The organism is Nocardia sp. GTS18, from assembly GCF_013839555.1.
Taxonomy (GTDB): domain Bacteria; phylum Actinomycetota; class Actinomycetes; order Mycobacteriales; family Mycobacteriaceae; genus Nocardia; species Nocardia rosealba.
The window spans coordinates 319,650-332,271 of the sequence record NZ_JACBIU010000001.1; the positions used below are offsets into that span (position 1 = coordinate 319,650).

General features: G+C 69.2%; 11 protein-coding genes. 5 read left to right on the plus strand and 6 right to left on the minus strand.

Annotated features, from left to right (window positions below; translation table 11 throughout):
- Positions 1-13: 13 nt before the first annotated feature.
- From HYG95_RS01560 to HYG95_RS01580, 5 genes are all read right to left on the minus strand, one after another.
- Entirely contained in the window at positions 14-823 is an 810-nt protein-coding gene (locus tag HYG95_RS01560; RefSeq protein WP_181696213.1) for an enoyl-CoA hydratase/isomerase family protein, read from the minus strand.
- Entirely contained in the window at positions 820-1,833 is a 1,014-nt protein-coding gene (locus HYG95_RS01565; RefSeq protein WP_181696214.1) for a TIGR03617 family F420-dependent LLM class oxidoreductase, read from the minus strand. Before HYG95_RS01565 ends, HYG95_RS01560 begins: the two co-directional genes overlap by 4 nt.
- A gap of 98 nt (positions 1,834-1,931) precedes the next feature.
- On the minus strand, positions 1,932-2,516 hold the full coding sequence (locus tag HYG95_RS01570; RefSeq protein WP_370465643.1) for a TetR/AcrR family transcriptional regulator: 585 nt from the start codon (positions 2,514-2,516) through the stop codon (positions 1,932-1,934).
- 54 nt (positions 2,517-2,570) lie between these two features.
- A complete protein-coding gene (locus HYG95_RS01575; RefSeq protein ID WP_181696216.1) occupies positions 2,571-3,599 on the minus strand; it encodes a phosphotransferase family protein in 1,029 nt (342 codons plus the stop codon).
- Positions 3,599-4,714 (minus strand): hypothetical protein, encoded by a 1,116-nt coding sequence (locus tag HYG95_RS01580; RefSeq protein WP_181696217.1) that lies wholly within the window; start codon positions 4,712-4,714, stop codon positions 3,599-3,601. Before HYG95_RS01580 ends, HYG95_RS01575 begins: the two co-directional genes overlap by 1 nt.
- A gap of 124 nt (positions 4,715-4,838) precedes the next feature.
- On the opposite strand from HYG95_RS01580, the gene HYG95_RS01585 reads away from it, so the two are divergent.
- The 3 genes from HYG95_RS01585 to HYG95_RS01595 are packed head-to-tail and all read left to right on the plus strand — an operon-like array spanning position 4,839 to position 7,656.
- On the plus strand, positions 4,839-5,447 hold the full coding sequence (locus tag HYG95_RS01585; protein WP_181696218.1) for a TetR/AcrR family transcriptional regulator: 609 nt from the start codon (positions 4,839-4,841) through the stop codon (positions 5,445-5,447).
- Positions 5,444-6,994: an LVIVD repeat-containing protein gene (locus HYG95_RS01590; protein WP_181696219.1), complete on the plus strand. Its 1,551-nt coding sequence runs from the start codon at positions 5,444-5,446 to the stop codon at positions 6,992-6,994. Before HYG95_RS01585 ends, HYG95_RS01590 begins: the two co-directional genes overlap by 4 nt.
- 8 nt (positions 6,995-7,002) lie before the next feature.
- Positions 7,003-7,656: a DUF305 domain-containing protein gene (locus HYG95_RS01595; protein ID WP_181696469.1), complete on the plus strand. Its 654-nt coding sequence runs from the start codon at positions 7,003-7,005 to the stop codon at positions 7,654-7,656.
- An 85-nt stretch (positions 7,657-7,741) separates the two neighbouring features.
- Here HYG95_RS01595 and HYG95_RS01600 read toward each other — a convergent pair whose 3' ends face one another.
- Complete coding sequence (locus HYG95_RS01600) at positions 7,742-8,986, minus strand: helix-turn-helix domain-containing protein (RefSeq protein ID WP_181696220.1); 1,245 nt, start codon at positions 8,984-8,986, stop codon at positions 7,742-7,744.
- Between the two features lie 204 nt (positions 8,987-9,190).
- On the opposite strand from HYG95_RS01600, the gene HYG95_RS01605 reads away from it, so the two are divergent.
- Together HYG95_RS01605 and HYG95_RS01610 are read left to right on the plus strand one after the other, a co-directional pair.
- Complete coding sequence (locus HYG95_RS01605; RefSeq protein ID WP_181696221.1) at positions 9,191-10,201, plus strand: hypothetical protein; 1,011 nt, start codon at positions 9,191-9,193, stop codon at positions 10,199-10,201.
- A 22-nt stretch (positions 10,202-10,223) separates the two neighbouring features.
- Positions 10,224-12,608 (plus strand): glycoside hydrolase family 3 protein, encoded by a 2,385-nt coding sequence (locus HYG95_RS01610; protein WP_181696222.1) that lies wholly within the window; start codon positions 10,224-10,226, stop codon positions 12,606-12,608.
- The last annotated feature ends 14 nt before the right edge of the window (positions 12,609-12,622 follow it).

Sequence of the window (12,622 nt, forward strand, 5' to 3'; positions counted from 1 at the left end):
GAAGGCTGGAAGGTCACGACGGCGTTCGGTCCTGGCACTCGCTCGACAACGCGGACCAGACCGGGGCGCGGTGGTCGAGCCGGGCGCGCATCCCTTCCACGGCATCGTGGCTGCCCATCACGCGCAGGTGCAGTTCGGTTTCGAGCTCGGCGACCCTGGCGGGGCCATAGCCGTGGATCGCGGCGTCCCACAGCAGTCGCTTGCTCGCTGCCATCGATGTCGGCGAGGCGTAGGTGGCCATGTCGGTGGCCATCGTGAGGGCGGCGGGCAGTACTTCGGCCGCGGGCAGGCACCGGCTGGCGAGGCCGAGCCGGACCGCTTCGACGCCGTCGAAAGTGCGTCCGGACAACAGGATGTCGGCGGCGACGGACATCCCGGCGACCTTGGCCACCGTCCAGTGCGCCATCGCGTCGGGCACGACACCGAGGCGCACCTGGGGAATGGCGTAACGGGCGTCGTCGGCGACCAGGCGGATATCGGCCTGCATGGCGAGGGTCAGCCCGATGCCGATGGCGTGTCCGTTCACCGCGGCGATCACCGGCTTTCGCAGGGCGAAGGCGGGCGGGTCGACCGGTGAGGCGGAGAAGGTGGCGCGGTCGGGACCGTCGAAGGTGGCCGTTCCGCCGCCCAGGTCCGCTCCCGCGCAGAAGGCCGGGGCGGCACCGGTCAGCACGATCACCCGGACCGCGGCGTCGGCATCCAGGTCGCGGTAGGCCCGGCCGAGCGCGTGACCCATCGCGGCGGTGAAGGCATTGCGGCGCTGCGGTCGATCGAGAGTCACCACGGCGACGCCGTCGCAGATCTCGATCCGGACGCCGCTCATACGACCTGCAATGCGGTGACCAGGTCCCTGATCTGCGCGTCCGGAGCGGTGTAACCGGGGAAATAGCAGCAGATCCGGTCGGCGACCCGGCCGAAACGTGCCACGATCTGGTCGGCGCATTCCTCGGGCGTGCCGTAGACGGCGAGCGTACGCAGCATGTGGTGGTCGATCAGCTCCGTCATCGGGCCGACCTGGCCGCGCTTGGACAGCGCGTTCAGTTCGGGCTGGAGTTCACCCCATCCCTCCACCTCGAGGACCGGGCGGTAAGCGGGGGTCGATCCGTAGAAGGCGAGCAACCGCCGTACCCCGACGGCGGCGGATTCGAGTTCGCGCGGCGTCCGGCCCATCGCGACGATCACCTGCGGATAGATCGCCAGGTCGGCGGCCACACGCCCGGCACGCTCGAGCCCTTCCTCGATGGCCGGCACGGTGCGTTCGGCGAAATGGCGGGCGCTGTTGAACGGCATGACCAGCAGCCCGTCGGCCACCTCGGCCGCGGTTCTGGTCATGATCGGGCCGAGCGCGCCGAGGCAGATCTGCGGCACCCCATACGGATTCGGGCCGGGATCGAAGGTGGGCGGCATCAGGGTGTGCCGGGTGAATTCCCCTTCGAAGCGCAGCGCGGTCCCGTTCTGCCACGCGTCGAGGACCGCCTTGACCGCTTGGACGATCTCGCGCATCCGTGCCGCGGGCCGCGACCACTGGCCGCCGTACCGCTTGTCGATGTGCGCGCGAGTCTGCGAACCGAGTCCGAGCCGGAACCGGCCACGGCTGAGCAGGTGCAGATCGTAGGCCGCGTGCGCCAGGTGCAGCGGGCTACGTGGCAGTGCGATGGCGACATTGGTCATGAGGTCGACAGGTTCGGCACCGCCGGCCGCCAGGATCAGCGGCAGAAACGCATCATGGGGACCTTCGAAGGTGAACAGGCCGTCGGCGCCACACGCGGTCAATTCGGCAGTGCGGGAGACGACTTCGTCGGGGCGGGCGTCGAGCTGGAGATCGACCTTCATCGGTCCGCCGTGAACTGCGGAAGCACTGCGATCATAATTACATAGTAGCATGTAACGTTATCGCACGACCCAGGGGAGAATTCGCCGCGAGCGACGGTTCAGCGCGGGTTCACGAGCACGTACAGCGCGTCCGCCATGCGCGTCACGAACCGCTCGGCGTCTTCACCGCCTCGCGACAGCGCGTGGAATGTCGTTGTCCCCGCGAGGATCTCGAAGACCAGCTCCGGATCGACGGCGGGCGCGAGCCGACCGTCGTCGACCGCGCCCGCGAGCAACTCGGCGAAGGCCTTGCGTACCGGCGCACCGATCGCCAGCAGCCGTCGCCGCGCCTCTTCGGTCTGCGAGTCGGCCAGCAGACCCGGCACTCCGGCGCGCGCCGCCGGGCTGTCCGCGCGGGCGAGAAAAATGCGCACCCAGGTCGCCAGGTCGGCACGCAGATCGCCGGTCGGCTCCGGCGGCGCGTACGCGCCGGGACCGTGAATGGCCTCCTCCAGCAAGGCCTGCCGAGTCGGCCAGCGCCGGTAGATCGCCGGTGTGTTGACGCCGGCGCGCTTGGCGATCGCCACCACCGTGGTCTGCGGATACCCCACCTCCGCGAGCAGCTGCCGGGCGGCGATGAGCACGGCGAGGTCTTTGTCGGCGTCACGCGGCCGACCGGGTCGCGGCGAGGATTCCGAAGTCACCATTACATACTAGACTGTAATGTTATTCGGCGCTGCCGCGACCCGTGACCACAATCAGTCCTCGGCCAGCAACTGCTCGATCCGCTGGACACAGAACGCCGTCACATCGACCTCCGGCGGCAGCTGCAACCGGTGCGCCATCCGCAGCAGCGGGATACTGAGCAGGGCCGCCGCCAGAATCTCGTTGTAGCGCAGGTTGCGCACCTTCATCCCACTGCGTTCCTCATAGCGGGCGATGGTCTGCTGCCTGGTCGGTGTGCCCGGAAGCCGTTCGGTGCCTTGGAATTCCGAACACGCCCAGTCGAGGAACAGCATCCAGGCGAGGTCGGCTTCGTGGTCGCCGATGTAGGAGATCTCCCAGTCGAGCACGCCGACAACCCGGAATTCGGTGTCGTAGAGAATGTTCGACATGCGTGCGTCACCCCAACACAGCGTGATGTGGTCGGGTTCGTACGAATTCGCGCGCAGCCAGTCCACCGCACGACGCAGCGCGGGTGGCGCGGTGGTCGACGCCCAGTCGAGAGCGGCGCCGACGTAGCCGACTATCTGCTCGAGTGGTTTCGTGCCGAATTGCGGGAACGCCAGGAAGTCCAGATTCAGGGTGCGCCAGTCGAGCTGGTGGATCTCGGCGATGGTGTCGACGCAACCCCACCACATCTTTTCCCGCTCGGCGGGCTCGGCATCGAAGTACAGTCCGGCCGAATGATAGGACGGCAGGTCACCGGGCGCGCAGCCCTCGATCCGGTCCATCACGAAGTACGGGCTGCCGAGCGCCTCGGTGCCGCGATCCAGCCAGCGGACAGCGGGTACCGGCAGGCCGGTGCCCGCGAGCCTGCGCATGACCAGCACCTGCCGGAGCAGGTCGTAGTCGGGAAACAGCGCGACCTCGGGCGGGCGGCGCAGCACCAGCGACACCTGCTCGGCGTCGTCGCGTTCCAGGTCGAACAGGAACGTCTCGGTCGCCAGCCCGCGCGGGCTGGCCGTCCAGTTCGATACCCGGGCGGAGCGCGCGTCGGGGAACTCCTCGCGCAGGACGGGCACGACGGCGGTCGGCAGGTCTGCTGCCGTGGGTCGAGCGGTCATCAGTAGCCCTCGTACCCGTAGCGGGCGTTGCGGCCCATGAACACCATCTCCACCAAGCCGTAGCCGACCTTCCCGTCACTGCTCTCGACCTTGCAGAAGGTCTCGGTGAGCATGCTGACCTGCCGCAGCTCCCCGGTATCGGCCAGGTCGACGGTGAAGCCGTCGCTGTAGGACTCGCCCTTCCAGATACCGGAGGCGTAACCGCGGTACATGTCGTAGCCGGCCAGGCCCGGCCAGAAATCGTGTAGCGCCGTCACGGAGAAGGTGCGCACGTTGCCGTCGGCGGCGGTCGTGGTGAACGCGCCCTCGGTGACGATGCGGAAGTCGTCGCGGAACTTCAGGTCATGGGTGACGCCGATGATCGGCACGGTCGGCGCCTGCGCTTCGATGGGCTGCTGGATGGAGCCTTCGAAGTGCCAGCGTTGCCCGTCGGCGGTCTCGCGCTGAGCGAAATGGACCAGCTCGTCGTCGAACTGGAAGATGCCCATGAAGTACAGGACACCGTCCGGGATCTCCGAGGGCTGCAGACCGCTGCCCTCGCCGAGGCTGCCGCCGCCACCGCCGTGCCTGGTGCCCCACGAGTGATCGCGGCCGAACCACCAGGTGCTCGGGTCGATGTCGATCCGCTGACCGTCGACCTCGAGCCAGCCGGAGATCTCACCGTTCTGGTAGTAGCGTCGCGCGTCCTCGCGGACGCGGCCACGAGTGCGGAAGAACGCGGGTTCCTGCTCGTAGGCGGGGAACCGACCGCTGAAGTTCAGCTCGAGGCGCAGCCCGTGCTCGTTGTCGCCGAGGCTCGCGCGAACCCCGCGCAGCGGCTCGGTGATCTCGTAGCGGTAGGGGCCCACCTGCCAGGCGCCCAGGTCGTCGTACTTGCCGCCGATCTCACGCGACAGGCGCGCCACATGCGCCTTGCCGTCGATGGTGACCATCGCGTAGGCGTCCATCACATTGCGGTTGGGGTAGCGCGCCATGCCGGTCATGACGCTGACCCGGCCGGTGGTGTCGAAGCCGTAGAGCACGACGCGCTCGGTCCAGCGCAGGTCGCTCTGGACGACGTGGTCGAAGGTCGTCGGCAATTGGTGGCACAGCAGTTCGTCCTGGGGAGTCAGCATGGGGGTCCTTCACGAGTGGGGGGTGGAACAGGTTTCAAGTTAGCGAATTCAAATACACCATGTAGCGTTTTTAAAAAGATCCGATCTCGGCTACGCTCTGCCGACGTCGAAGGAGGAGTGATCGGTGACCGAACAGATCGAGAACCGCCAGGGCCGCGGTCGTCCACGGGACCCACAACTGGACGAGCAAGTGCTGCGCGCCACGCAGGAATTGCTGGTAGAGCAGGGTTTTCAGGCCACGACGATTCAGGGCGTCGCGCGCCGCGCGGGCGTGGTCGCCACCTCGATCTACCGTCGGTGGCCGAACAAGATCCACCTCGTCGAGGACGCGATCTTCGCGCTCGACACCGGGGTGGTCCCGCAGCCCACCGGTGACATCCGCGCGGACCTGCTCGCCTGGACCCGGCTGTTCTTCACCGCCGCCACCCATCCCGCGGCCCGCTCCGGCATCCCCGGCCTGCTCTCGGCCTACCACGACGACGAACAGAGCTACCGGCGACTGCGCGACCGCGGCGAGGGCATGGCGCGAGTCGCGTTGCGCGCCACCATCGATGCGGCCGTCGAAACCGGCCAGGTCTCCCCTGCCTGCGATCCGGACCTGCTCTTCGAATTCCTGCGTGGCGCGACCCTGCTGCGCGCACTCACCCGAGGCGACGAGGACGGCGAACACTTCTGCCGCCAGACGGCCGCGGCCCTGGTCACCCTCGCCCTCCATCACGAAAGTACGGAATGAGAACCCTCTATCGACGTCTGCTCGTCGCCGCGGCCGCCGCGTTGCTGGTCCCCGCCGCGATCGGCACCGCACAACCGGACTCCTCGGGGCGGGTGCTGGAGAGTCGCGACATCGCCGACACCGCTGTCGCCCGGGCTGCCTGCACGGGCGACGCGCTCCCCGAACCCGGCTTGCAGGGCGACGTGCCGGCCGCCGACCGTGACAGTGGCCGCAGTACTCAGGGCTACCGATGCAACATCACCCGTATCGGCGGCTACGCGGGTCGCGGCGCGGGGATCACCTCGACGCAGTTCGACCACTGCGTCTATCTGGGTAGCTTCTTCCCCGGCAACCTGCTCGGCCCGGCGCAAGGCGTGCAGGTGATCGACGTCGCGGATCCGGCGAATCCGGTGCTCACCACCACGCTCACCGAACCCGCGATGCTGGCCGGAACCTGGGAGAGTCTCAAGGTCAACTCCGAGCGAAAGCTGCTGGTCGGCACCGGGGTTCCCGCGTTCACCGGCGCGGGGCTGATCTCGGTCTACGACATCTCCGACTGCGCGCACCCGCGTCTGCTCAACCCCGGCCCGGGCACCGATCCGACCCTGCCGGTGCAGATCACGGCGCACGAGGGCGGTTTCTCCCCCGACGGCCGCACCTATTGGGCGTCCGGGGTCGTTCCCGGCATCGTCAGCGCTGTCGACCTGACCGACCCGGCTCTGCCCCGCGTGATCTGGCAGGGCATGCCCGGCAAATCCATGCACGGTATGGGCCTGCGCGCCGACGGCAACCGGATGTATCTGGCCGACAACATGGGTGGGCTCACGATCCTCGACACCTCCGCCGTGCAGCGGCGCGATCCCGACCCCCAGGTGCCGATCATCGCCCAGCTCACCTGGACCGACGGCTGGGCGACCCAGCAGAACGTGCCGGTCACCTACAACGGCGTGCCGTACCTGTTCAGCGCCGACGAGGCGGGCTCCGGCGGCGTGAAACTCATCGACATCTCCGACGACACCCAGCCGCGCGTGGTGAACACGATCAAGCTGGAGATCAATCTTTCGCAGCACCGCGACAGCGCGATGGCCTCCAGCATGGGTGGGTCGTTGTTCGCCTACGACGCCCACTACTGCTCCGCCGACCGGCCGGTGAATCCCACCGCGCTCGCCTGCGGCTGGATCTCCTCCGGCATCCGGGTGTTCGACGTGCGCGATCCGTTCCAGGTGCGCGAGATCGCCTACTTCAACCCACCGGCACGCACCGGCCAGAACAGCGAGTTGTGGAACTCCCCGCACGCTCTCGCCTCGATCATCGGTGTCCCGCTCCTCAGCGCGCCATCGGTGATGCAGGCCGTCGAGTCGGGCGCCTTCGATCCCGAGCAGGCGACCAGCTCGCGTACCGGCGACGTGGCCTTCGGTGACCTGTCCACGGACTGGTGCTTCTCGGCCCCCGAATGGCGTGGCAACCAGCTGTGGGCCGCCTGCGCCGACAACGGCCTGCTCACCCTGGAATTGTCACCCGAGGTGTACACCCCGCCCGCCGACCAGCGCTCGACCATCGGCTCATGAGCGAGCGAATGCCGACACGCGATGTGTCCGCCGCGGTCGGTTACCGACGCAGCACGCCGCGGGTGGTGCTCGGTGCCGCCACGTCGATCCTGCTCCTGCTGGTGATCGGCGCGGCCCTGCGACCGCTCGTGGTACCCGAGATCCCCACGGCCGCACCGGTATTGACATCGACCGAGATCGGTTTCGTGCAGGACATGACCGGTCACCATCAGCAGGCGCTGACCATCGTCGAGCGCCTCGCGCCCGACGTCGACCCCGCGGTGCGGCGACTGGCCGACCAGATCGCCGACGCCCAGCGCCTCGAGGTCGGCATGATGCTCGGCTGGCTCCGGCTGGCCGGTACGACCCCGACCAACGCGCACCCGATGTCGTGGATGCCCACCGGTCACCGGCATGCCGGCGCCACGACGATGCCCGGAATGGCCACTCGCGCCGATCTCGACGCCCTCGCCGTGGCCCGGGGAGCCGAGGCGGAAATGATGTTCCTGCGCCTGATGTACCGCCATCACCAGGGCGGCGTCGCCATGGCCCAGGCCTTCGACGAGCTGTCCACCGGCGGTCCGGTCGAGCAGGCGGCGCGCGACATGATCAGCACGCAGAGCCAGGAGTCCGGAATCATCGGTCTGCTGATCGCCCGGTACGGTGCGGCCGCGACGGGCTGAGTCGGCTGGATGCGCGGTCTGCCGGTCGTCACCGGCTTCGCTGACGGTTGCCGCGTAGACCCGGCACTGACGCCGGACACCGCGCTCACGAATGCGTGACCATGTCGCGGATCGCAGCGCGGACCTCGACGACAGCGGGGATGGCCGCGAATTCGACCGACTCGTGCAGGAAGTCCGAAAGCCGGGCGGCTGTGCGGCCGGTCGGACCCGGGTTCAGCGACAATGCCGGACCGATCTCCTCGACCGCGCGTTCGGGCTCGCCGAGCATCAACCGCAGGCGAGCCGAGGAGATCGCGGCCATCTCCGGTGTCAGGACTTCCCGCGACAGCGGCGGGTGGCCATCACCGAAGGCGATGCGGGCCAGGTCGGGGCGAGTCGCGATGAGTTGACGGTAGCTGTGGCCGAGCAGCCGCGACTGCTGCCCCGGCCCCGGCCAGTCGCGACGCGGTCCGAGGAGCATGCCGATGGCGGCCGCGGTGAGGCTGCGGTCGGCGGCATTGTCAGCGGGGGCAGCCTCGGCGGCTTCACCACGGCATTCCGCCGCGACGACGATCGCGCGCTGGAACGCGGCCTGCTCGCCGAGAATGCCGTTCGCGTAGGCCTCGAGTTCGGCGAGGGCGACCCGCAACAGGGGTGTCGCGGTGCGGCGCGACAGATACTGTGCGAGCTGAGCCACCTCCAGTCCTTCCGCGGGCCTGCCGCTGTCGAGGAGCTGCCAGGTCGACTCGGTGAGGATCGCGGCGGTCAGCACCGGGTCGCCTGCGGCGTGGGCCAGCCGCGCGGCATCGACCGAGTACCTGCGCGCGGCGGCGACGTCCTCCACATCCCAGCTCATGGCGGCGGCGATGTCGGCCAGTTCCGCACCGATCCGGAGAGCGCGCCCATACCGGTTCGAATCCGAAAGTTGCTGCAACCGAGGCAGATTCGCGCCCAACCACGCCGTGACGGCGCGGCGCGGCGCCTGCCCGTCGCCCCACTGCCTGCCTCGCGCCCATATCGCCAGCTGCTCGGCGGCGGCCAATTCGGCGGCGGAGAAGGTCGGGTGATCGGCGCGCGCGTACGTGGCGGGTGGTAGCAGCAGCGACCGCAGCTGGGTGGGCAGGTCGTCGAGCTCGCCGACCGATTCGACGGTCAACCGGTCACGCAGGTGATCCAGCGACGTGTGCAACGCCGACGCGTAGGCGTCCACGTGCTCGGCGCGCACCGCGCGCGCACCGGTCTCGAGCTGACCCAGGTACGGCTTGGAGTAGTTCGTGCGAGCGGCCATGCCCTGCAGACTGATCCCGGCGGCTGTCCGCGCGACGCGCAGCGCCGAGCCCACTTCGCTCATGCGCGTGCCGCACCGGCGCTCGGCCGCGCCATGCGAATGCGCGCCCGCACATCATTCGCTTGCGCGAGGTTCGCGACTGGGATCGGTTTTCTCATCACCTCGACAATACGTCCCCGGTCTCGCCGCGCGGGGTGTCTGCAAACCGTCTGCAAGACGGCGCGGCCCGGCTTCGCGCAGCGGTTGGTCTCCCTATCGTCCGAGATCGTGAGCAACAAAACTGTCCTGTCCGGTCGGCGCCCGCGCAATGGTGCGCGGGCCGCGCTGACCTCTCTCGCGCTGATCGTCGCCGCGGCGACCGGGGTGATGCCGGCCGCGGCGGCGCCGTACCGACCCGCCGCACCGCTCGAAGCCACCTATCACGCGCCCGGCCCGTGGGTGGTGGCCCAACGAACCGGTGTCGACTGCTGCACGTCCACCGGCGACAGCTACGACATCTGGTATCCGGCCGACCTCGGCGCGGGCGGTGTGGTGCATCCGGTGATCACCTGGGGCAACGGCACCATGGCCCACCCGCGCGAATACGCGTACCTGCTCTCGCATCTCGCGTCGTGGGGATTCGTGGTCATCGCCGCCGATCGCACCGACACCGGCACCGGTGCGCAGATGCTCGACGCGGTGCGCTACCTGAGCGACCAGAACGGCGACCCGAACAGCGTCTTCCACAACAAGATCGACACCGACGCGGCCGGAGCCACGGGCCATTCGCAGGGTGGGCTCGGCGCGATCAACGCGCTCACCCGCGGCGGCGGCCTCGTCGACACCGCGGTGACCCTCGAGATGCCGATGGCGGCGGCCTGCGCGTCGCTGCCGACCGTCGACGGCCAGAGCGCCTGCATCGATCCCACTGCGGTGACCTCCGGCTCGGTCCTGCTGGTGAACGGTACGGCCGACGGCATCTCGCCGGCCACGCAGGCGCTCCCACCCGAGGTGATCGGTTTGCAGTCGATGCAGGCGTACTACGACGCGATGCCCGCAGGCGTACCCAAGGCCCGCGCCGCGGTGGTGGGCGCCCACCACAACGACGTCCAGGGCCAGCCCGACTGCACCAACTTCGGCTGCACCGAGGGCGTGCATCGCTATCTCGGCTACCTGACCGCCTGGTTCATGGACCGGCTGCGCGGCGATCAGGTCGCCCGAGGCGCGTTCCTGGCAGGCACCGGCGAACTCCTGCACAACCCACACTGGTCCGATCAAGCCAGCACCATCACCCGCTGACCGACGAAAGGCTGCATCTTCCATGGAAGACCACATCGAGAAACTGCTCACCGAGCTGGATCTGGACGGCAAGCTCCGGCTGATCTCCGGTGCGAGCCTGTTCCGGATGGCAGGTGACCCCGCTATCGGACTCGCCGAGATGCCGGTGTCCGACGGGCCGTCCGGGGTGCGTGGCGAGAACTGGGACGAACGCGACCCGTCGGTGAGCCTGCCCTCCGGTACCGCGATCGCCGCCACCTGGGATCCGGCGCTGCTCACCGAGATCGGCGCCCTGATCGCCGCCGAGGCCCGCCGCAAGGACGTCTACGCGGTGCTCGGCCCGACGATGAATCTGCACCGTTCCCCGCTCGGCGGCAGGCATTTCGAGTGCTTCTCCGAGGATCCGCTGCTCACCGCCGAGATGGCCGACGCGTACGTGCGCGCCGTGCAGGCGCACGGCGTCAGCGCGTGCCCGAAACACTACGTGGCCAACGACTCCGAGACCGACCGCTTCACCGTCGACGTCCGCGTCGACGACCGGGCACTGCACGAGCTCTACCTCTACCCGTTCGAACGCACCGTGGAAGCGGGCGCCTGGATGATCATGGACGCCTACAACGCCGTCAACGGGACCACCATGACCGAGAACCCACTGCTCGACGAACCGCTCAAGGGCACATGGGGATTCGACGGTGTGGTGGTTTCGGACTGGATGGCGGTGCGCAGCACCGAGAGCGCGGCGAACGGAACCGACCTGTGCATGCCGGGCCCGCCGCACCTGTGGGGTGAACCGCTGGCCGCCGCCGTGCGCGCCGGCGAGATCGCCGAGTCCGCCGTCGACGACAAGGTGCGCCGCATCCTGCGCTTCGCCCAGCGCGTGGGCGCCCTGAACGGAACCCCGGAGCCCACCCCGGTTTTCAGCGACGAACAGGCACAGGATCTGGTCCGCCGGGTCGCCGCGGAGGCGATGGTGCTGGTCCGCAACGACGGTGTCCTGCCGCTGGCACCGGACACGACCGTCGCCCTCCTTGGCCCGTCCGCGGGCGAACCACGTTTCCTCGGCGGTGGCAGCGCCACCGTCATCCCCGGGCACACCAGCACCCCGGTGGAGGGCCTGACCGGGCGCCTGCCGATAACCCACACCGCGGGTGTCCATTTGTCCGAGGACCTGATTCCCGCCCCGGTGGCGATCATGACCGACCCCGAGACCGGCGAACCCGGCCTGTCCGCCCGGTACCTGAAGGACGGCACCGTGCTCGGCGTCCAGCACCGCACCACCAGCCGGCTCGTGCTGCTCGGTGAACCGCTGGCCGCGCAGTCGAACGCGATCGAGTTGCGCACACGTCTGCGCGCGGATATGGCCGGCGACTGGCAGATCGGATTCGGCGGCGTCGGCCACGTCCGGCTCGACATCGACGGCGAGACGGTGCTGGACGAGAACGTGACCCTGGAATCCGGCGACCCGGCGGCAGCGCTGCTCGACCCGCCCCAACGTCACGTGACCCGCACCCTCGCCGCCGGCGAGGAGGTCGAGGTGCGGCTCGTGACCAGCATTCAGGACGCGATGCCGGGCCTCGGCATCATTCTCGGCGCCACCCTCGGCATCCGGCGTCCGCAGCGTGACGACAACGAGGAGTTCGCGGCCGCGATCGAACTGGCGCGCGCCGCCGAGGTGGCCGTGGTGGTGGTCGGCACGACCGAGCAGATCGAGAGCGAGGGCATCGACCGCACGTCTTTGCGGCTGCCCGGCCGTCAGGACGAACTCGTCGCCGCCGTCGCCGCGGTCAACCCGCGCACCGTCGTGGTGGTGAATTCCGGTGCACCGGTAGAGATGCCGTGGCGAAACGAGGTCGCCGCCGTGCTGCTGTCGTGGTTCCCCGGCCAGGAGTTCGGCGCAGCACTGGCCGACGTGCTCACCGGCACCGCCGAACCCGGCGGCCGGCTGCCGACCACCTGGCCCGCGACCATGGCCGATGTTCCGGTCCTGAACACCACGCCCGTCGACGGCGTCCTCGACTACGCCGAGGGCATCCACATCGGCTACCGCGCGTGGTTGCGCGCGGGCACCGAACCCGCCTACCCCTTCGGTCACGGCCTCGGCTACACCACGTGGTCGACCGACGACCTCGTCGTCGACGGGCACACCGTCTCGATCACGGTGACCAACACCGGAGACCGCGACGGCAAACATGTCGTCCAGGCCTACCTCGCACGCCCCGACAGCACGGTGGATCGGCCGGTGCGCTGGCTGGCAGGCTTCGCCGCCGTCACCCTGGCCGCGGGCGAGTCCCGCACCGTGTCGCTCGACCTGCCCGACCGCGCCTTCCAGCACTGGGGGTCCGACGGCTGGGAGACAGAACCCGGCGAATTCACCGTGCACGTAGGCACTTCCGTCACCGACCTGCCCCACACCGCTTCCCTCATCTGACCCTCAGCTCGACC

Bases quoted from the DNA above. Each gene is read 5' to 3' on its own strand.
- HYG95_RS01575 (WP_181696216.1), bottom strand. From the start codon at position 3,599: ATGACCGCTCGACCCACGGCAGCAGACCTGCCGACCGCCGTCGTGCCC.
- HYG95_RS01580 (WP_181696217.1), bottom strand. From the start codon at position 4,714: ATGCTGACTCCCCAGGACGAACTGCTGTGCCACCAATTGCCGACGACC.
- HYG95_RS01590 (WP_181696219.1), top strand. From the start codon at position 5,444: ATGAGAACCCTCTATCGACGTCTGCTCGTCGCCGCGGCCGCCGCGTTG.
- HYG95_RS01595 (WP_181696469.1), top strand. From the start codon at position 7,003: ATGCCGACACGCGATGTGTCCGCCGCGGTCGGTTACCGACGCAGCACG.
- HYG95_RS01560 (WP_181696213.1), bottom strand. From the start codon at position 823: ATGAGCGGCGTCCGGATCGAGATCTGCGACGGCGTCGCCGTGGTGACT.
- HYG95_RS01600 (WP_181696220.1), bottom strand. From the start codon at position 8,986: ATGAGCGAAGTGGGCTCGGCGCTGCGCGTCGCGCGGACAGCCGCCGGG.
- HYG95_RS01565 (WP_181696214.1), bottom strand. From the start codon at position 1,833: ATGAAGGTCGATCTCCAGCTCGACGCCCGCCCCGACGAAGTCGTCTCC.
- HYG95_RS01610 (WP_181696222.1), top strand. From the start codon at position 10,224: ATGGAAGACCACATCGAGAAACTGCTCACCGAGCTGGATCTGGACGGC.